This window comes from Kitasatospora sp. CB02891, assembly GCF_002803145.1.
GTDB classification, from domain to species: Bacteria; Actinomycetota; Actinomycetes; order Streptomycetales; family Streptomycetaceae; genus Kitasatospora; species Kitasatospora griseola.
Genome location: NZ_NNBO01000018.1, coordinates 151,791 through 170,021, shown reverse-complemented (window position 1 = coordinate 170,021; position 18,231 = coordinate 151,791). Strand labels below are relative to the sequence as shown.

17 protein-coding genes are annotated in these 18,231 nt (G+C 72.6%); 4 read left to right on the top strand and 13 right to left on the bottom strand.

Annotated elements, in window-relative coordinates:
- Window positions 1-449: 449 nt before the first annotated feature.
- Complete coding sequence (tyrS, locus tag CG736_RS31295) at window positions 450-1,715, bottom strand: tyrosine--tRNA ligase (RefSeq protein WP_100589509.1); 1,266 nt, start codon at window positions 1,713-1,715, stop codon at window positions 450-452.
- Window positions 1,716-1,929: 214 nt separating this feature from the next.
- On the opposite strand from tyrS, the gene CG736_RS31290 reads away from it, so the two are divergent.
- Window positions 1,930-2,439 carry an HNH endonuclease gene (locus CG736_RS31290; RefSeq protein ID WP_043910218.1) on the top strand — a complete coding sequence of 170 codons (510 nt, stop codon included), beginning with the start codon at window positions 1,930-1,932 and terminating at the stop codon, window positions 2,437-2,439.
- Between the two features lie 68 nt (window positions 2,440-2,507).
- Here the strand turns inward: CG736_RS31290 and CG736_RS31285 are convergent, their stop codons facing one another.
- The 6 genes from CG736_RS31285 to CG736_RS31260 all read right to left on the bottom strand — a co-directional run bounded on the left by CG736_RS31285 (window position 2,508) and on the right by CG736_RS31260 (window position 8,241).
- A complete protein-coding gene (locus CG736_RS31285; protein WP_100589508.1) occupies window positions 2,508-4,523 on the bottom strand; it encodes a PQQ-binding-like beta-propeller repeat protein in 2,016 nt (671 codons plus the stop codon).
- 87 nt (window positions 4,524-4,610) lie between these two features.
- Window positions 4,611-4,907 (bottom strand): 4a-hydroxytetrahydrobiopterin dehydratase, encoded by a 297-nt coding sequence (locus tag CG736_RS31280; protein ID WP_043910214.1) that lies wholly within the window; start codon window positions 4,905-4,907, stop codon window positions 4,611-4,613.
- 52 nt (window positions 4,908-4,959) lie between these two features.
- Window positions 4,960-5,724 (bottom strand): sulfite exporter TauE/SafE family protein, encoded by a 765-nt coding sequence (locus CG736_RS31275; protein WP_043910212.1) that lies wholly within the window; start codon window positions 5,722-5,724, stop codon window positions 4,960-4,962.
- A gap of 151 nt (window positions 5,725-5,875) precedes the next feature.
- The gene (locus CG736_RS31270; RefSeq protein WP_100589507.1) at window positions 5,876-6,904 is read right to left on the bottom strand and encodes an SPFH domain-containing protein; all 1,029 of its coding nucleotides are present in this window, start codon (window positions 6,902-6,904) and stop codon (window positions 5,876-5,878) included.
- Window positions 6,905-6,914: 10 nt separating this feature from the next.
- Entirely contained in the window at window positions 6,915-7,328 is a 414-nt protein-coding gene (locus CG736_RS31265) for an NfeD family protein (protein WP_100589525.1), read from the bottom strand.
- A 121-nt stretch (window positions 7,329-7,449) separates the two neighbouring features.
- The gene (locus CG736_RS31260) at window positions 7,450-8,241 is read right to left on the bottom strand and encodes an ABC transporter ATP-binding protein (RefSeq protein WP_100589506.1); all 792 of its coding nucleotides are present in this window, start codon (window positions 8,239-8,241) and stop codon (window positions 7,450-7,452) included.
- Window positions 8,242-8,373: 132 nt separating this feature from the next.
- On the opposite strand from CG736_RS31260, the gene CG736_RS31255 reads away from it, so the two are divergent.
- A complete protein-coding gene (locus CG736_RS31255) occupies window positions 8,374-9,171 on the top strand; it encodes a hypothetical protein (protein ID WP_100589505.1) in 798 nt (265 codons plus the stop codon).
- A 7-nt stretch (window positions 9,172-9,178) separates the two neighbouring features.
- Here the strand turns inward: CG736_RS31255 and CG736_RS31250 are convergent, their stop codons facing one another.
- From CG736_RS31250 to CG736_RS31240, 3 genes are all read right to left on the bottom strand, one after another.
- Window positions 9,179-9,823 (bottom strand): response regulator transcription factor, encoded by a 645-nt coding sequence (locus CG736_RS31250; protein ID WP_043910205.1) that lies wholly within the window; start codon window positions 9,821-9,823, stop codon window positions 9,179-9,181.
- The gene (locus CG736_RS31245) at window positions 9,816-10,955 is read right to left on the bottom strand and encodes a GAF domain-containing sensor histidine kinase (RefSeq protein ID WP_100589504.1); all 1,140 of its coding nucleotides are present in this window, start codon (window positions 10,953-10,955) and stop codon (window positions 9,816-9,818) included. Before CG736_RS31245 ends, CG736_RS31250 begins: the two co-directional genes overlap by 8 nt.
- A gap of 107 nt (window positions 10,956-11,062) precedes the next feature.
- Window positions 11,063-13,825 (bottom strand): FHA domain-containing protein, encoded by a 2,763-nt coding sequence (locus CG736_RS31240; RefSeq protein WP_232734302.1) that lies wholly within the window; start codon window positions 13,823-13,825, stop codon window positions 11,063-11,065.
- 167 nt (window positions 13,826-13,992) lie between these two features.
- Between CG736_RS31240 and serB the strand changes: the two genes are divergently transcribed.
- Window positions 13,993-15,255 carry a phosphoserine phosphatase SerB gene (gene serB / locus CG736_RS31235; RefSeq protein WP_232734301.1) on the top strand — a complete coding sequence of 421 codons (1,263 nt, stop codon included), beginning with the start codon at window positions 13,993-13,995 and terminating at the stop codon, window positions 15,253-15,255.
- A 57-nt stretch (window positions 15,256-15,312) separates the two neighbouring features.
- Here the strand turns inward: serB and CG736_RS31230 are convergent, their stop codons facing one another.
- From CG736_RS31230 to CG736_RS31225, 3 genes are all read right to left on the bottom strand, one after another.
- Complete coding sequence (locus CG736_RS31230; RefSeq protein ID WP_100589501.1) at window positions 15,313-15,840, bottom strand: histidine phosphatase family protein; 528 nt, start codon at window positions 15,838-15,840, stop codon at window positions 15,313-15,315.
- A 110-nt stretch (window positions 15,841-15,950) separates the two neighbouring features.
- Window positions 15,951-16,073, bottom strand: a complete 123-nt coding sequence (locus tag CG736_RS38460) for an SGM_5486 family transporter-associated protein (RefSeq protein ID WP_255419049.1) — start codon at window positions 16,071-16,073, stop codon at window positions 15,951-15,953.
- A gap of 10 nt (window positions 16,074-16,083) precedes the next feature.
- Window positions 16,084-17,376, bottom strand: a complete 1,293-nt coding sequence (locus tag CG736_RS31225) for an MFS transporter (RefSeq protein WP_100589500.1) — start codon at window positions 17,374-17,376, stop codon at window positions 16,084-16,086.
- A 77-nt stretch (window positions 17,377-17,453) separates the two neighbouring features.
- Here CG736_RS31225 and CG736_RS31220 point away from each other — a divergent pair, with 77 nt between their 5' ends.
- The gene (locus CG736_RS31220; protein ID WP_100589499.1) at window positions 17,454-18,152 is read left to right on the top strand and encodes a FadR/GntR family transcriptional regulator; all 699 of its coding nucleotides are present in this window, start codon (window positions 17,454-17,456) and stop codon (window positions 18,150-18,152) included.
- The last annotated feature ends 79 nt before the right edge of the window (window positions 18,153-18,231 follow it).

Here is an 18,231-nt window from a genome sequence, read left to right as displayed (position 1 = left end):
TGTCGTTGACTTTTGGCACGCTGTTGAGTTCTCAAGGAACGGACACTTCCTTCGAGCCGCATTCCTGCAGGCCCTCCGGGCGCTTCGTTCTTTCGTGTTTCCAGCTTATCAGATGTTTTCCGCTCCGTTTTCCGGAGTTTCATTCATTCCGACTCGCTTTTGCCTTTCGGCGCTCCCGAACTCTAGCAGAGTTATTCGTTCCGCATTTCCGCTCGAAGTTTCGAAACGGTGCGCGACTGATCACTCAGCAGGGTTTGGGGGGTGCCCACCGGTCACGTCCGGTTCAGGCGACTCGGACTACGTTAGGACACCGGGGCGGGCGAGTCAAACATCGAGGGGCCGGATCTGGCTGGATCCGGCCCCTCGATCTGGCTGCCGCAGGTCAACTGCAGTGTGTTTCAAGCCATCCGGCCGCTGGTGGCGGCCGGCGAAAACCTGTTGCGCAGCGCTCAGGCGCCGGCGAGTTCGACCGCGGCCAGGTTGCGCTTTCCGCGGCGGAGGACCAGCCAGCGGCCGTGCAGCAGGTCGTCGGAGGTGGCGACGGCCTCCTCGTCGGTGACCTTGGCGTTGTTGAGGTAGGCGCCGCCTTCCTTGATGGTGCGGCGGGCGCCGGAGCGGCTGGGGGCCAGGCCGGATTCGACCAGGAGGTCGACGAGCTGGCCGAGTTCGGCGACGGTGGCCTTGGGGACCTCGGCGAGGGCCGCGGCCAGGGTGTCGGGTTCGAGGTCGGCGAGGTCGCCCTGGCCGAACAGGGCCTTGGAGGCGGCGACGGCGCGCTCGTACTGCTCGGCGCCGTGGACGAGGGTGGTGAGTTCCTCGGCGAGGGCGCGCTGGGCGAGGCGGGCGGCGGGGCGTTCGGCGGTGTCGCGCTCCAGCTGCTCGATCTCCTCACGGGTGCGGAAGGAGAAGATGCGCAGGAACTTGGCGACGTCCCGGTCGTCCGCGTTCAGCCAGAACTGGTAGAAGGCGTAGGGGGTGGTGAGTTCGGGGTCGAGCCAGACGGTGCCGGACTCGGTCTTGCCGAACTTGGTGCCGTCCGCCTTGGTGATCAGCGGGGTGGCGAGGGCGTGCACGGAGCGGCTCTCGGCCTTGCGGATCAGGTCGGTGCCGGCGGTGAGGTTGCCCCACTGGTCGCTGCCGCCGGTCTGCAGGGTGCAGCCGTAGCGGCGGTTCAGCTCCAGGTAGTCCATGCCCTGCAGGATCTGGTAGCTGAACTCGGTGTAGCTGATGCCCGCGTCGGAGTTGAGCCGACGGGCCACCGCCTCCTTGGCGATCATGTTGTTGACCCGGAAGTACTTGCCGACGTCACGCAGCAGGCTGATCGCCGACATGCCGGACGTCCAGTCCAGGTTGTTGACCATGCGGGCCGCGTAGGGGCCCTCGAAGTCGAGGAAGCGGGCCACCTGGCCGCGCAGGCGCTCGACCCAGGCGGCCACCGTCTCGGGGGCGTTCAGGACGCGCTCGGCGGTGGGCTTGGGGTCGCCGATCAGGCCGGTGGCTCCGCCGACCAGGCCGAGCGGGAGATTTCCGGCCTGCTGGATGCGGCGCATGGTCAGGATCTGGACCAGGTTGCCGAGGTGCAGGCTGGGCGCGGTCGGGTCGAAGCCGCAATAGAACGTGACCGGGCCGTCCGCGAACGCCTTGCGCAGTGCGTCCTCGTCAGTGGACAGGGCGATCAGCCCGCGCCACTGGAGCTCGTCGACGATGTCGGTCACGGTCCCGCGTCTCCTTCGGTCGTGGGTCCGGCGCGGTCGGGCCCGGTGGGCTCGCGCCGGACGGTTCCAGCGGGGTAGAGCCTACGCGGTCGCGGCCTGCGGGTTCGGGGACAGGTCGGTGGGTGGGACGGAAATTCCGTTGTTCGAGGCGGGACGGACCTTCACAGTGGGTGCCACCGCCGACCGGCGGAGCGAGCACCGGAGGTGGCCCGTCATGCGCAACACCCTTGTCCTGAACGCGAGCTACGAACCACTGACCACGGTGCCGCTGCGCCGTGCGGTGGTGCTGGTCCTGCAGGACAAGGCGGTGGTCGAGCAGGCGCATCCGCTGCGGGTGGTGCGCGGTTCGGGGGTGCAGGTGCCGGTGCCGCGGGTGATCAGGCTGACCAGGTACGTGCGGGTGCCGTTCCGACAACGGGCTCCGTGGTCGCGGCGGGGTGTGCTGGCGCGGGACCAGCACCGGTGCGCGTACTGCGGTCGGCGGGCCACCACCGTGGACCACCTGGTGCCGCGGTCGCGCGGTGGTGCGGACAGCTGGCTGAACACCGTGGCGGCCTGCGCGGAGGACAACCAGTACAAGGCGGACCGGACGCCGGAGCAGGCCGGGATGCGGCTGCTGCGGCGTCCGTTCGAACCGACGCCGGAGGCGACGTTGATGCTCGCGCTCGGGCTGCGGGCGGGTGAGCTCGGAGAGCTCGCCGCCTGGCTGCCTGCGGGCGCGTGAAAGGCCGACGGGCCCGACCTGATCAGGGGACAGGTCGGGCCCGTCGTCGTACGGGCGGGGCCGGCGGGTCAGCTCTTGCTGGTGAACCCGGTGGCGATGCCGAAGTTGGTGGCGACCTCGGGGACGGCGACCACGTGTCCGGCGGTGGTGAAGACCCGGCCGGCGGAGAGCAGCGAGCCGGTGCCCTGCGGGAAGGCGCCGCCCTGGGTCTCCTGCCCGCCGGCCAGCGCGAAGCGGCTGAGGTGGGCGGGCTGGTCGGCGCGTTCGTCGACGACGACCAGCAGGCCGCTGCTGTCGACGCCGGCGGGGCGCGCCCGGCCCTTCTCGGCGATGGGGGTGCGCCACTGCGGCTTGCCGGTGCCCAGGTCGTAGGCGGCGATCGCGGTGGGGCTGCCGCCGCCGTCGGGGACGACCGCGGCGAGCATGGTGGTGCCCTGGAAGTGGACGCCGGGGACGGCGGCGAAGCTGCCGCGGGCGACGTCCAGGCGGCCACCGCCCTCGACGGCGAGCGGGATCTCGACGCCGGGGTCGCCGTTGGCGCCCCAGGCGAAGACCCGGTCGTCGGTGGGCTTGCTGCCGGTGGTGAGGACGACGGCGGGCTCGGCGGACAGCACCGTGACGGTCGTCGGCTGGTTGTTGAGGCCGCGCCAGTACTTGACCTTGCCGTCGGACACGTTCAGCGCGACGGCCTGCGGGCCCGGGGTGGAGTCGGCGCAGTTGCTGTGCAACAGGACGGTGGTGGGGCCGGAGCTGCCGGAGAGGGTGCAGTACTTGCCCTGGCCGGTGTACTGCCAGGCCTCGGCGCCGTCGTTGGCGGCCCAGGCGGCGGCCTTGTCGTCGCCGACCGCGATCACCTTGTCGTCGGTGACGGCGACGTGGGCGGCGTACTTCCCCTTGGTGTCGGACAGCGTCTTCGACCAGGTGATCTTTCCGGCCTTGGTGTCGACCGCGACGGCGGTGCTGCACGGGCCGTTCGGGTCGGCGGCGGGCCGGTAGACCACGGCGCCGATGCCGCCGGAGCTGACGCTCGGGGACAGTCCGCAGGGGACGGCGCCGTCGGCGGGCGGGGCGAGCGTCCAGCCGGGCTTGCCGTCGGCGAGGCTGTAGGCGTGCACGCCGGTGGCGTCGGCGCGGACCACCGCGTCGGCGAGCAGCCAGCTGCCGACCAGGGTGTCGTCGGCGCCCTGGGCTCCGGCGGCGGCCGGGTCGGCGGCGGCGGTCCAGGCCTTGGTGTGGGCGACCGCGATGTTCTGGGGGGCGCCCTGGGCGCCCTTGTCGGCGGCCGGCTTTCCGCTGTCGCTGTCGGAGGTGGCCAGCACGGCGGCGGTGCCCAGCACGGCGAGTGCGGCGACGCCGGCGCCTATCCGGATGGCGAGGCCGCGCTTGCTGGGCGCGCCGGGCCCGGAGGTGACGGCGGCTCGGGCCCGGGCGGCGAGGCCGCCGGCCGCCGGCCGGCCGTCCGTCGACGTGTCGTCATCGACGGTGTGGGCAGCGAGAGTTGAGGTGCCGTCGGCACCGGGCGCGAACGGGTCGGCGGCGCTGGTCTGCGGGTAGCCGGTCGCGGTGACCGGGCTCGCCCCGGCGGCGGGCTGCTCGAACGCGCCCGGCGTCGGCGGCGTCTCCGGCTGCGCGAACGGGTCGGTGGGCGCGTACAGCTGCTGGGCGGCGGGGTCGGCGTACGCGTCGGGCTGCGGGTAGCCGCCGTAGGCCTGCTGCTGCTCGGCGTAAGCCTGCTGCTGGTCGGCGTAGAGCTGCTGCTGACCGTAGGTCTGCTGGTCGACCCAGCCCTCCGGGTAGCCCTGCTGCTGACCGTACGCCTGGGCGTAGTCCTGCTGCTGGTAGGGCTGGTCGGGGCGGCCGTAGAGCTGCTGCTGGGCGGCCGGGTCCACCTGCCCCCCGGGCTGCGGGTAGCCGCCGTAGGCCTGCTGCTGCTCGGCGTAGGCCTGCTGCTCGGCGTAGGCCTGCTGCTCGCCGTGGACCGGCTGCTGCCCGTACGCCTGCTGCTCGCCGTAGGTCGGCTGCGGCTGGGGGTACCAGGGCTGCTGCTGGTCGTACCCGGGGGTCGTGGAGGGTTCCTGAGCCATGCGTTCCGTCCGTCCCGACTGCGGTCTGGCAAGCAGAAAGCATCTCACGCTTCGTGGGCGGGTTTTGGCCGGGGCGCGGGGGGTGGGTCAGGAGGCGGTGTCGAGGGCCTGGTCGATCAGGTGGGCAAGGGTGAAGTCGAGGCCGGTCAGGCCGCCCGCGCTGTGGGTGCTGAGGACGAAGGTGAGGGTGCGCCAGCGGATGTCGATGTCGGGGTGGTGGTCGAGGGCTTCGGCCTGTTCGGCGACGGCGTCGACGACCTTGATCGCGGTGGGGAAGCTCGCGGTCTCGGCGGTGCGGGTGAGCGCCTCGCCGGTGCGGGTCCAGTGCGGGAGGTCGGCGAGGGCGGCGGTGATCTGGTCCTCGGTGAGGCGGGTGCGGCTCATGGCGTTCTCCGTCCGGGTGGTGCGGCGGCTGTCGGGCCGAGCCTACGACGGGTCAGAGGAACAGCAGCTTGGTGACGGCGGCGAGTCCGACCACGACGATCAGGGTGCGCAGGGCGATCGGCGGGAGGCGGCGGCCGACCTTGGCGCCGAGCAGGCCGCCGAGGGTGGAGCCGACGGCGATCAGGGCGGCGGCGGTCCAGTCGACGGTGGAGGTGAAGACGAAGAAGACCGCGGCGACGCCGTTGACGATCAGCGCGAGGACGTTCTTGATGCCGTTGATCGTCTGCAGGCTGTCGGGGAGCAGCATGCCCATCAGGGCGAGCAGCAGGACGCCCTGGGCGGCGCCGAAGTAGCCGCCGTAGACGCCGGTGAGGGCGATCAGCAGGAGCAGCAGCGGGCCGCCGTCGGTGGCGGGCGGCAGGGTGCCGGCGGCGCGGCGGGCGGCCATCGCGCGGGCGACCCGGGGTTGCAGGACGACCAGGACCAGCGCGGTGAGGATGAGGACGGGGACCACGGCGTCGAACGCGCCGGGGAGCACGATCAGCAGGGCGGCGCCGACGAGTCCGCCGGTCAGTGAGGCGGCGCCGTAGCGGAGCAGTCGGCGGCTCTGGCCGGCGAGTTCGGCGCGGTAGCCGATCGCGCCGGCGAGTGAGCCGGGGGCCAGGCCGAGGGTGTTGGAGACGTTGGCGGTGACGGGGGGCAGGCCGATGGCGAGCAGCACGGGGAAGGTGATCAGGGTGCCGGAGCCGACGATGGCGTTGATGGTGCCGGCGGCGGTTCCGGCGAGCAGGACGGCGAGCGCCTCCCACATCGTCATCTGCGTTCCCCTCGTTGGCTGCTGTCGGGCCGGTCGATCATGCCGGAGGGCGCGGCGTTTGGCCAGGGGCGGTCCGGGATGCGATCAGGCCCTCAACATGCCCGCAGGCCCCGTCCGTCGGTTCGGGCAGGGCCTGCGGGGGTGGGGCCGGCTACTCGTCGATCTTCGGGTACTCGCGGGTGGGCTCGACCCGGGGGCGGAGGGTCTTGTCGGTGTCCACCGGGCGCGGGGCGTTGGCGGGGTCGACCGGGACGCGGGCGGCGGTCGGCGGGACGACCGGGGCCGCGGGGGCCGCGCCGTTGCCGCCGCCGGTCGCGCCCTGGAACGCGCCGCCGAGGCCCTTGAGCGCGTCGCCGACCTCGCTGGGGATGATCCACAGCTTGTTGGCGTCGCCCTTGGCGAGCTCCGGCAGGGTCTGCAGGTACTGGTAGGCGAGCAGCTTCTGGTCGGCGTCGCCCTCGTGGATGGCCTCGAAGACGGTGCGGATCGCGGCGGCCTCACCGTCGGCCTTCAGCACCGCGGCCTGGGCCTCACCCTCGGCCTGGAGGACGGCGGCCTGCTTCTCACCCTCGGCGCGCAGGATCTGGGCCTGCCGGGCGCCTTCGGCAGTGAGGATGGCGGCGCGCTTGTCACGGTCGGCGCGCATCTGCTTCTCCATCGAGTCCTGAATGGAGGTCGGCGGCTCGATCGCCTTGAGCTCGACCCGGTTGACCCGGATGCCCCAGCGGCCGGTGGCCTCGTCGAGGACGCCGCGCAGGCCGGCGTTGATGACCTCGCGGGAGGTCAGGGTGGACTCCAGGTCCATGGAGCCGATGATGTTGCGCAGCGTGGTGACGGTGAGCTGCTCGATGGCCTGGATGTAGCTGGCCACCTCGTAGGTCGCGGCCCGCGGGTCGGTCACCTGGTAGTAGATGACGGTGTCGATGTTGACGACCAGGTTGTCCGAGGTGATGACCGGCTGCGGCGGGAACGGGACGACCTGCTCGCGCAGGTCGATCCGGTTGCGGATGGTGTCGATGAACGGCACCACGATGTTCAGGCCGGCGCTGAGAGTGCGGGTGTAGCGGCCGAAGCGCTCCACGATCGCGGCGCTGGCCTGCGGAATCACCTGGATCGTCTTGATCAGGGCGATGAAGGCCACCACGACCAGGACGATCAGCACGATGAGGACGGGTTCCAACGCTTCTCCCCTAGACGACCAGGGCGGTCGCGCCCTGGATTTCGACGACGTCGACCTGCTGGCCGGGCTCGAAGACCGAGCCCGGGTGGAGCGCCCGGGCGGACCAGATCTCGCCGTTGAGCTTGATCCGGCCGCCCACCCCTCCGTCGACGGTTTCCTGTACCACTGCGGTGGCGCCGGTCAGCGCCTCCACGCCCGTGCGGTACCCCGGGCCCTGCTTCAACTGGCGGTAGGCGATCGGTCGGACGAACACCAGGAGTGCCGCCGACACTCCGACGAACACCAGGAACTGCGGAACCACGCCGCCGCCCAGGCCGGCCGTCAGGGCGGCCGCGCCGGCGCCGACCGCGAACATCGCGAATTCGGGCATCGCGGTCGCCACCAGCGGAATGCCCAGGCCGACTGCGAGCAGCAGCCACCAGATCCAGCCGTCCACGCGTCCATCCTAGGGAAGTCTGAGCTCTTCAGGCGTAGCTTCCCGCAGCTGGGGGTGCGGAAACCGGCCAGGTGTGCGACCGGTCCGGTCTGCGTATCGGATCCGGCCGTCAGCCGAGCGGCAGGCCGTGCGCGGTCCAGCGGTCGCCGCGCTGCTCAAGGGTCAGCGGCAGGCCGAAGCAGTGCGAGAGGTTGCGGGCGGTGAGGGTGCTCTCGATCGGCCCGGCGGTCATGACCTTGCCCTGGCGGATCATCAGGACGTGGGTCATGCCGGGGACGATCTCCTCCACGTGGTGGGTGACCATCACCATGGACGGCGCGTACTCGTCCTGGGCGAGCGCGGCGAGGCGGCGCACCAGGTCCTCGCGGCCGCCGAGGTCGAGGCCGGCGGCGGGCTCGTCCAGCAGCAGCAGTTCGGGGTCGGTCATCAGGGCGCGGGCGATCAGGGTGCGCTTGCGCTCGCCCTCGGAGAGGGTGCCGAACTTGCGCGTGGTGAAGGCGGCCATGCCGAGCCGGTCGAGCAGCGCCAGGGCGCGGGCCTCGTCGGGCTTCTCGTAGGTCTCCTTGCCGTGCACGGTCAGGCCCCAGGCGGCGGTCAGCACCGTCTCCAGCACGGTCTGGTTGCCCGGCAGCTTGTCGAACATGGCGGCGCTGGCGAGGCCGATCCGGGCCCGCTGCTCGAACACGTCGATCTCGTCGAGCTTCTCGCCGAGCACGACGGCCTGGCCCGAGCTCGGGAACAGGTACGCGCCGGCGATCTGGAGCAGCGTCGTCTTGCCCGCGCCGTTCGGTCCGAGCACCACCCAGCGCTCGCCCTCCTTGACCGTCCAGGACACGTGATCGACGAGCGCGCGTCCCTCCCGGACCACGGAAACGTCCACCAGCTCCAGAACGTCGCTCATGCCTACGCCTTCCCCAAATGCAAGAATCCGGCCGTCCGTGGAACCTGCGCGAAGGTCCTCGGGGTGCGGTCCAACCTGTGTCAGGCCAAACCTACGCCACCCGCCCCGCCCGGTTGTCCGTAGGCTGGTCCGATGCTCGCGACTCCTGCCGACAATCCGTACCAAGAGCCCCGTTCGGGGCGGCTCACCGCGTGGGGCAACGCGCTGCTGGCCGGCGCCTGCTCCCCCGACGACGCGGCGACGGCCGTCCAGGGCACGGACGACGCCCACCGGGTGACCGGCCTGCCCGGCGACGAGCCGGACGCGCTGCACGGCCTCACCTGGGCGCTGGGCAGGCTCCGCGTGCTGGGCGCGAAGGGCCTGCGGCTGGCGCTGCCGGTGGCCGGGCACCCGCTGGGGCTGACCGGGCCGCCGGCCTTCAACGCGCTGGCGATGGGCGCCGGGGAGGCGGTCCTCGCGGTGGGCGTCCCGTACGGGCTGGTGCCGGAGGTCGAGGTGTACGGCCCGGAGGGCGACCAGGGCGTGCGGGTGCTGTGGCAGTGCCTGCCGGTCAACGACGCGCTGCCCGCGGACGTGCCCTCGCTGGACGAGGCGGAGCGCGAACTCGCGGACGGGCTGCGGCAGGCCACCGTCCTGCTGACCCGGCTGGACGTGGCCGGCGCCGGGCCGGAGACGCTGCGCGCACTGGAGGGCTTCCGCCGCCGCGGCCACCACGAGCTGCTCGCGCCCGGCTACCCGCCGCGCGCGGTGCGGGTGCTGGAGTCGGCCCGGCAGGTGTCGGCGCTGCTCGGGATCGCCGCGGGCGGCCACGGCGCGGCGGTCTCCGCGTCCGAGATGGCGACCCGGCGGGAGATCCTCGCCCCGCTGGACCGCACGGCCCGCCGGGCCCAGGTGGCGGCGTACAACGCGATCGTGGACGAGCGCGACTGAAGGACCGTCAGGACTGGTTGCGGACCGCCCACAGCGCGGCCTGGGTGCGGTCCGCGACGTCCAGCTTCATCAGGATGTTCGACACGTGGGTTTTGACTGTCTTCTCACTGAGGTGCAGCGCACGGGCGATCTCCCGGTTGGAGCGGCCGTCGGCGAGGTGGGAGAGGACCTCGCGCTCGCGGTCGGTGAGGCTGCCGCCGCGGCCCTGCGAGGGGGCGGGGACGTCCTCGGCGAGGAGTGCGGCGGCCAGTTCGGGCTGCAGCAGGACGTGGCCGGCGTGCACCGAGCGGATCGCCCCGGCCAGCGCCTCCGGGTCGACGTCCTTGTACACGTAGCCGGCCGCGCCGGCCCGCAGGGCGGGGACCATGGTGCGGTGCTCGGTGAAGCTGGTGACGATCAGCACCTTGGCCGGATTGGCCTGTTCGCGCAGCAGGCGCAGGGCCTCGATGCCGTCCACCCGGGGCATCTTGAGGTCCATCAGCACCACGTCGGGGGCGAGCTCGCCGGCCCGTTCGACGGCTTCCGCGCCGTCGGCGGCCTCGCCGACCACCTCGATGTCGTCCTGCACCTCCAGGAAGGTGCGCAGGCCGCGCCGGACCACCTGGTGGTCGTCCACCAGCAGCACGCGGATCGGTGACGCGGTGTCAGGCACCGGGGACCTCCAGTTCGACCAGGGTGCCCCGGCCCGGGGCGGACTCCAGGGACAGTCGGCCGCCGACCGCGGCGGCCCGGTCGCGCATTGACACCAGGCCCAGGTGGCGGCCGGCCCGGCGGACCGATTCGGGGTCGAAGCCGCGGCCGTCGTCGGCGACGGTCAGCCGGACGCCGCGGCCGGGCGTGCCGGTGAGGGTGACGGTGACGGACGTCGCCCCGGCGTGCCGCAGCGCGTTGTGCAGGGCCTCCTGGGCGACCCGCAGCACCGCCGCCTCCTGGCCGGCGGGCAGCGCGCGCACACCGGTCGCGGTGAACCGCACGGCGGCGCTGTGCGCCCGGTCGAGGACCTGGGTCTGCGAGGCGAGGGTGGCGACCAGGCCGTCCTCCTCCAGCGCGGCGGGGCGCAGCTCGACCACCACGGCGCGCAGTTCGTCGGCGGCCTCGGCGGCCAGCCGGGCGACCTCGGCGAGGTTGTCGCGGGCCCGTGCGGGGTCGCGTTCGACCAGGGTGGCGGCGGCCCGGGCGGTGAGGCGCAGCGAGAAGAGCTTCTGCGAGACGGCGTCGTGCAGGTCGTGGGCGATCCGGGCGCGTTCGCCGGACAGCGTGAGTTCGCGGCTGCGTTCGTAGAGCCGGGCGTTGCCGAGGGCGAGCGCCGCGTGGGCGACCAGGATCCGCAGCAGGGCCTCGTCGTGCTCGGTGAAGCCGCCGGGCTTGTTGGCCAGGAACAGGGCGCCGGCGATCTCGTCCTCGTCCATGATCGGCATGCCGAGGAAGTCGGTCATGTCGGGGTGCGCCTCCGGCCAGCCGCCGAAGTCGGGCGCGGTGTGGACGTCCTTGAGCCGGGTGGGTTCGCGGTCGTGCAGCATCGAGGCGAGCACGCCGTGCTGGCGGGGCAGCGGGCCGATCGCCCGCCACTGCTCGTCGCTGACGCCGTCCACCACGAACTGCGCGAACCCGCCGTGGTCGTCGGGCAGGCCGAGGGCGGCGTACTCGGCGCCGAGCAGGGTGCGTGCGGAGGCGGTGATCCGACGCAGCACCTCGCGCACTTCGAGCGGTCTGCTCATCGCCAGTACGGCCGCGCTGACCGCCTCGATCCCCTTCAGTGAGGGATCGCACCCGGGACTGTCCATGCGGCCACGCTACCGCCGCGATCATGGCGGGCGCCTCGGGCGGCAGACCTACGTCGAAGGGCCGGGGAAGCGTGTGCTCCCCCGGCCCCGTCCGACCCTCGCGGGCGTCAGCCCTTCTGCATGACCTCGGGCTCGTGGCGCTTCTGGAAGCGCTGGATGGCGAACGCCAGGCCGACCGAGATGGCGATCATCATGGTCCAGTTGAGGAACATGATCCCGGCGGAGTGGTTCCACAGGGTGTCGTACGGGCCGGTCTCCGGGGGCTTGACCACCACGACCGGGGAGATGTGCGCCAGGTCGAGGGTGTTGCCGCTGGCGGCGACGCCCCAGCGGGCGGGCATCAGCCAGGCGAACTGCTCCAGGCCGGGCTTGTCGAAGAGCTGGAAGATCGCGCCGGTGAACACCATCTGCACGATGGCGAACATCACCAGCAGCGGCATGGTCTTCTCGGCGGTCTTCACTAGCGAGGAGATCGCCAGGCCGACCATCATCGAGGTGAAGCTGAGCAGGATCACGCCGATCGCCATCTCCGCGGCCGGCAGGTGCTTGAGCAGCAGGCCCTCGGCGGGCAGCGTGCGGACCTTGAACGCGATGGCGGAGATGATGCCGCCCTGCAGGAAGCTGATCGCGCCCAGCACGATGATCTTCGACATCAGGTACGCCGTCCGGGACAGGCCGGTGGCGCGTTCCCGTTCGTAGATCGCCCGTTCCTTGATCAGCTCGCGGACGGAGTTCGCCGAGCCGGACAGGCACGCGGAGAACGCGACCACCATCAGGATCAGCCGGGCCACGTCGTTGCGGCCGTTGCTGGCGCAGGGCGCCAGGCCGCACTTGTCGGGGATCACCGCGGAGACCGCGCCGAGCACCAGTGGCAGCAGCAGGGACAGCAGGATGAAGCCCCGGTCGGAGGCGATCACCGCCAGGTAGCGGCGGACCAGCGTCCACAGCTGGGAGCCCCAGCTCTGCGGCTTCGGCGGGCGCAGCTGGGTGAGCGCGTTGGGCTGGACGTGGGTGACGGCGGCGTCCACGTTCGCCGAGTACTGCTGGTGGTGCACCGAGTTGCGGTAGCGGCCGGCCCAGTCGTGGTCGGGGTAGTTCTCGAAGGCCTGGAAGACGTCCGCCCAGGTCTCGTAGCCGAAGAAGTGCAGGGCCTCCGCGGGCGGGCCGAAGTAGGCTACCGAGCCGCCCGGGGCCATCACCAACAGCCGGTCGCAGAGCGCGAGTTCGGCCACCGAGTGGGTGACCACCAGGACGGTGCGGCCGTCGTCGGCGAGACCGCGCAGGGTCTGCATGACCTCGCGGTCCATGCCCGGGTCGAGGCCCGAGGTCGGCTCGTCCAGGAAGATCAGCGACGGCTTGGTGAGCAGCTCCAGCGCCACCGAGACGCGCTTCTGCTGACCGCCGGAGAGCGCGGTGATCCGGTTGTCGGCGCGCTTGTCCAGGCGCAGCTCGTACAGCACCTCGTCGATCCGGCGCTGGCGCTCGGCGGCCTCGGTGTCGCCGGGGAAGCGCAGCCGGGCGGCGTACTTGAGGGCGGTGCGGACGGTGAGTTCCTTGTGCAGGATCTCGGACTGCGGCACCAGGCCGATCCGGGAGCGCAGTTCGGCGAACTGCCGGTACAGGTTGCGGCCGTCGTACAGCACGTCGCCGCGGTCGGCGGGCCGGTAGCCGGTGAGGGCGCGCAGCAGGGTGGACTTGCCGGAGCCGGACGGGCCGATCACCGCGACCAGCGACTTCTCCGGGACGGCGAACGAGACGTCGTCGAGCAGCGTCTTCTTGCCGCCCTTGAAGTCGACCTCGACGGTCAGGTGGTGGGCGGAGAAGGTGACGGCGCCGTTGTCGACGAACTCCTGCAGCTGGTCGCCGACCAGCACGAAGGAGGAGTGGCCGACGGTCAGCCGGTCCTGCGGGCCCATCAGCTGGCGGCGCGTCGGCTGGCCGTTCAGGAAGATCCCGTTGTGGCTGCCGAGGTCGACGATCTCCCACTGGTTGCCCGGCAGCTGGCGCAGTTCGGCGTGGTGCCGGGAGACCTGGAGGTCGGACACCACGATGTCGTTGTCCAGCGCGCGGCCGATCCGGATGGTCCGCCCGCCGCTCAGGCTGCGGATCATGGTCGGGCTGCCGAGCCCGCCGGCCGGCCCGGGCTGCTGCGGCGGCACCGGGTGGTGCTGCTGCGCGGGCGCGGGCGGCTGCTGGAACTGCTGCTGCACGGGCGGCTGCTGCTGGAACTGCGGCGGGACGGGCGCGCCGCCGCCCTGGGCGGGGAAGCCCTGCTGCTGTTGCTGCGGGAAACCCTGCTGCTGCGGGAAGCCGGGCCGCGGGGTGGGCGCGTCCCAGCTCTGCGGGATCGGCTGCTCGACCGGCGGCGGCCGGTGGCCGGGCCGGGCGGCCGGACCCGGCCCGAACGACGGCTGCTGGACGGGCGGCTGCTGGAACGGCGGCTGCTGCTGGAACGGCGGTTGGGCCTGCGGGCCGGGGGCTCGGCCGGTGACGGCCTCGTGCAGCGGGCCGGGCTGCACGGGCGCGGGCGCGGCGGCGGGCGCGGTGAAGGCCAGCCGGGGACCGTTCTGGCCGTTGCCGAGGTGCACCACGGTGCCGGGGTGCAGGGCGGTCCGCTCGACCCGGGCGCCGGCCACGAAGGTGCCGTTGGTGGAGCCGTGGTCGGTGAACAGCCACGCCGTGCCCTCGAAGCCGATGGTGGCGTGCCGCCAGGAGACCCTGGCGTCGTCGAACGGGAAGTCCGACGCCGGGTCACGGCCGATGGTGTAGGCGCGGCCGGGTTCCAGTACCCGCTGCCGGCCGTCGATTTCAAGTACGAGTTGCGGCAACTCTCCGCCCGCCCCGCTCTCCGGTCCCCCAGGATGTTGCATCTGACGGGGGGAATCATTCCAGCCGGGGCAGTGGGCCCGGAAGCCGGGACACGGTTCTGTGACCGCCCGGCTACCGCTCGCGGACCTGGCGAGGTGTCCGCCGGGCGTCCCACGAGCCGGACGCGGGCGGCTCGCGCGGGGAGGCTCCGGGTAGCGTGGGGGGCACCATGAACGCAACAGATCCGGCCGCTCAGGCCCTTTCCGCCGCGCCGCCCGTGAGCACCGACACCGAGCGAACGCTGCTGGTCAAGGTGTTCGGCAAGGACCGCCCCGGCATCACCGCGGGCCTGTTCACCCAGCTCGCCGGTTTCGGGGTCGAGGTGATCGACATCGAGCAGGTCGTCACCCGTGGCCGGATAACGCTGTGCGCACTGGTCACTCCCCCGCCCGCGCCGGGTGCCGAGGGCGCCCTGCGGGTGACGGTGCACCGCTGGGCGGAGGAGCACCGGCTGCAGGCCGAGATCATCTCCGGCACCGGCGACAACCGCCCGCGCCGGGAGGGCCGTTCGCACGTCACGGTGCTCGGCCACCCGCTGACCGCGTCCGCGGTGGCGGCGCTGTCCGCCCGGGTCTCGGAGGCCGGCGGCAACATCGACCGGGTGTTCCGCCTGGCCAAGTACCCCGTGACGGCGGTGGAGCTGACCATCTCCGGTGTGCCGACCGAGGAACTGCGCGCGGTGCTTGCGGCGGAGGCCGCCGTGCAGCGGGTGGACATCGCGGTGGTCCGTTCGGGGCTGCACCGGCGGGCCAAGCGCCTGGTGGTGATGGACGTCGACTCCACGCTGATCCAGGACGAGGTGATCGAGCTGTTCGCCGCCCACGCGGGCTGCGAGGCGGAGGTCGCCGAGGTCACGGCGCAGGCGATGCGCGGCGAACTGGACTTCGCCGAGTCGCTGCGCGCCCGGGTGGCGCTGCTGGCGGGCCTGGACGCGACGGTCACCGAGAAGGTCCGCTCGGAGGTCCGGCTCACCCCCGGCGCCCGGACCCTGATCCGCACCCTGAAGCGGCTCGGCTACCAGGTGGCGATCGTCTCCGGCGGTTTCACCCAGGTCACCGAGCACCTGGTGGAGCGACTGGGCCTGGACTTCGCGGCCGCCAACACCCTGGAGGTGGTGGACGGGAAGTTCACCGGCCGGGTCACCGGCGAGATCGTCGACCGGGCCGGCAAGGCCCGCTGGCTGGCCCGGTTCGCCGAGCGGGCCGGGGTGCCGCTGGAGCAGACGGTGGCGATCGGCGACGGCGCCAACGACCTGGACATGCTGAACGCGGCGGGCCTGGGCGTGGCGTTCAACGCCAAGCCGGTGGTCCGCGAGCAGGCCGACACCGCGGTGAACGTGCCCTTCCTGGACACCGTGCTGTACCTGCTGGGCGTCACCCGCGAGGAGGTCGAGGCGGCCGACGAGGTGGACGGCGCGCCCACCGGGGACTGATCCGGCACGCACGTCGAAGGGGCGGGGTCCGGTCGGACCCCGCCCCTTCTGCTGCCGTCAGTCCTGCGGCATGAAGTACGACTCCAGCCGGGCCACGCCGGGCTCGACCAGCTTCCACGGGCCGTTCAGGCTGAGCACCGCCACCGCGGCCGGCGGGAAGCCGTTCAGCCGCATCCGGTTGAGCTCCTCGGCGTCGCCCTCGTCGCCGGCCAGCACCTGGGTCAGGCCCAGCACGCCGGGGTTGTGGCCGACCAGCAGGAGGTCGGCGTGCTCCTCGGGGGTCTCCTGGATCACCTCGATCAGCCGGCCGGGCTGGGCCTCGTACACCCGGTCCTCGTAGACCGTCTTCCGGGGCCGCTTGGGCAGCTCGTGGGCGACCAGCTTCCAGGTCTCCCGGGTGCGCAGCGCGGTGGAGCAGAGCACGTGGTCCGGGTTGACGCCGGAGTCGGCGAGCCAGCGGCCCGCCTCGGTGGCCTGGCCGCGCCCGCGGTCCGCCAGCGGGCGGTCGTGGTCGTCGACCTGGTCGGGCCAGTCGGCCCGGGCATGGCGAAGAACGATGATCCTACGGGGAGTGTCGGCGCTCATACCCCTAGAGCTTCGCAGAAAACCGCCGCCCGGTCGCGTGGTCGGCGAAGCTGCCACCCCTGCGGGTGGCCGCTCCCCCGCTCGGCGCGGGCGGCGGCCGCGAGGCCGGATCAGCCCATGTTCTGGGCGACGGTCGCGACGATCGCGATCAGCACCACGATCCCGGCGATCACGCCGAGCATCTGCAGCAGCTTCTTCTGGCCGCCCTGGGGATTCGGTTCGAGAACTGGCATGTCGCCGAGCCTAACCGACGACCTCGTCCTCGATGTGCCGGGCCCGGGCGGCACGCACGCCGACCAGGATCTGCGGCACCAGCAGCAGCGCCAGCAGGCCCAGCGGCAGGTACCACTCGCCGGTGTTCTCGTAGAGCGCGCCCATCACGATCGGGCCCGGGATGCAGATCAGGTAGCCCAGGCTCTGCGCGAACGCCGACAGCTGGGCCACCCCGCCCGGGGTGCGGGCGCGCAGGCCGAGCATGGTCAGCGCCAGCGGGAACGCGCACATCGACAGGCCGACCAGGATCGCCCACAGCCACGGCACCGTCCCGGCGGCCAGCATCAGCCCCAGGTAGCCGGCGATGCCGCACAGGCCCAGCACCACCACGTACAGCCGCTGGTCGCCGCCCCGGGCGGCCAGGTTGGGCAGCGCGAACGAGACCGGCACGCTGATCGCCATCACCAGGGCCAGCAGCACCCCGGACGCGGACTCCGAGACACCGGCGTCGTGGTAGATCTTCGGCAGGAAGCCCATCGCGCTGTACGCGCTGGTGGACTGCAGGCCGAAGAACGCGCCCAGCGCCCACGCGGTGCGGCTGCGCAGGATCGGCAGCCGGACGTGGACCGGCGCGGGCTCGGCCGAGGCGCTGCCGCCCTTCTCGCGGCGGACGAACAGCACCGCCAGCCACAGCACCAGCGCGAGCACGGCGGGCAGCGCCCAGACGCCGAGGCCCAGCCGCCAGGAACCGCCGAGCGCGTCGGCCAGCGGGACGGTGGTGGCGGCGGCCAGCGAGGTGCCGACCGACAGCGCCATCGAGTACAGGCCGATCATCGGACCGACCCGGTCCGGGAAGTACCGCTTGATCACCACCGGCAGCAGCACGTTGGCCAGCGCCACTCCGGCCAGCGCCAGCGCGGTGAGCAGCAGGAACACCGCGGTGGAACCGGTGAAGGAGCGGGCCAGCACACCCGCCGTGATGGCGCCCATCGCGGCCGCCACCACGGTGATCGGACCCAGCCGGCGGGCCAGGCCCGGGGCGGCGACGCCCAGCGCCGCGAAACACAGCGGCGGCACCGCGGCGAGCAGGCCGGCCACCGTGGCGCTCATCCCGAGGTCCTTCTGGACCGGGTCGAGCAGCGCGCCGAGGCTGGTCACCACGGGACGCAGGTTGACCGCGGCGGCGGCCACGCCGACGGCCAGCAGGGCGGCGCCGGCATTGCGAACCGCCGGCGACGGGCCGGCGGCGGTGGAGGTGGTGGACGAAGGGGATGGTCGAAGGCTCTCGGTCTCGGTTGCTGAGGGGTCTGCTGCGGTAGACATGGCGCAATCATAGAATCATGGGATGACTTAAGTCGCCCCGGTATCCTGATGACGTAAACCACAGAAGGAGTCCGACCTTGGCGCTGTCGACCACTCGCCGCACCCCGCTCTCCGACCAGGTGATCGCCCAACTCCGGGCCCAGATCACCTCGGGCGAGTGGCCGGTGGGATCACGCATCCCGACCGAGGCGGAGCTGGTCGACCAGCTCGGCGTCGCCCGCAACACCATCCGCGAAGCCGTCCGCGCCCTCGCCCACAACGGGCTGGTCGACATCCGCCAGGGCTCCGGCACCTACGTCCTGGCCACCAGCGAACTCGCCGGCGTCATGCACCGCCGGTTCGCCGACGCCGACCAGAGCCAGGTCGCCGAACTCCGCGCCACCCTGGAGACCTCCGCCGCCGGCTTCGCCGCGACCCGCCGCACCGCGCGCGACCTCGAACTCCTCGACGCGGCGCTGGCCCGCCGCGACGCCGCCTGGCACGCCGGCGTCCCCGAGGACTTCATCCAGGCCGACGCCGCCTTCCACCACGCGGTGGTGGCCGCCGCCCACAACGACGTCCTCGCCGCGATCTACGCCGACCTCGGCGAGGTCCTGCTCGCCCACCTGCGCCACGACGTCGGCCCCGACCTCCTCCCCCACCGCTGGGTCTCGCACTCGGACATCCTCGACGCGATCAGGTCGGGCGACGCGGAGACGGCCGCGAAGGCCGCCGGCCAGGCGATCGGGGGGAACAGCGAGGGGCCCGGGGAACGGCGAGGCCAAGGCTGCTGGTGATCGACGGGGCGCGGACAGGTCCCGTTGTTCCGGGTCCCGTCCGTCACCGACAGCGGCCACGACCGACCGCCGTCCTCGA

Coding starts and splice junctions, on each gene's coding strand:
- CG736_RS31245 (WP_100589504.1), bottom strand. CDS start 10,955: ATGGACAGTCCCGGGTGCGATCCCTCACTGAAGGGGATCGAGGCGGTC.
- CG736_RS31275 (WP_043910212.1), bottom strand. CDS start 5,724: ATGACGATGTGGGAGGCGCTCGCCGTCCTGCTCGCCGGAACCGCCGCC.
- CG736_RS31290 (WP_043910218.1), top strand. CDS start 1,930: ATGCGCAACACCCTTGTCCTGAACGCGAGCTACGAACCACTGACCACG.
- CG736_RS31255 (WP_100589505.1), top strand. CDS start 8,374: ATGCTCGCGACTCCTGCCGACAATCCGTACCAAGAGCCCCGTTCGGGG.
- CG736_RS31280 (WP_043910214.1), bottom strand. CDS start 4,907: ATGAGCCGCACCCGCCTCACCGAGGACCAGATCACCGCCGCCCTCGCC.
- CG736_RS31260 (WP_100589506.1), bottom strand. CDS start 8,241: ATGAGCGACGTTCTGGAGCTGGTGGACGTTTCCGTGGTCCGGGAGGGA.
- CG736_RS38460 (WP_255419049.1), bottom strand. CDS start 16,073: ATGCCAGTTCTCGAACCGAATCCCCAGGGCGGCCAGAAGAAGCTGCTG.
- CG736_RS31240 (WP_232734302.1), bottom strand. CDS start 13,825: ATGCAACATCCTGGGGGACCGGAGAGCGGGGCGGGCGGAGAGTTGCCG.
- serB (WP_232734301.1), top strand. CDS start 13,993: ATGAACGCAACAGATCCGGCCGCTCAGGCCCTTTCCGCCGCGCCGCCC.
- CG736_RS31285 (WP_100589508.1), bottom strand. CDS start 4,523: ATGGCTCAGGAACCCTCCACGACCCCCGGGTACGACCAGCAGCAGCCC.
- CG736_RS31230 (WP_100589501.1), bottom strand. CDS start 15,840: ATGAGCGCCGACACTCCCCGTAGGATCATCGTTCTTCGCCATGCCCGG.
- CG736_RS31225 (WP_100589500.1), bottom strand. CDS start 17,376: ATGTCTACCGCAGCAGACCCCTCAGCAACCGAGACCGAGAGCCTTCGA.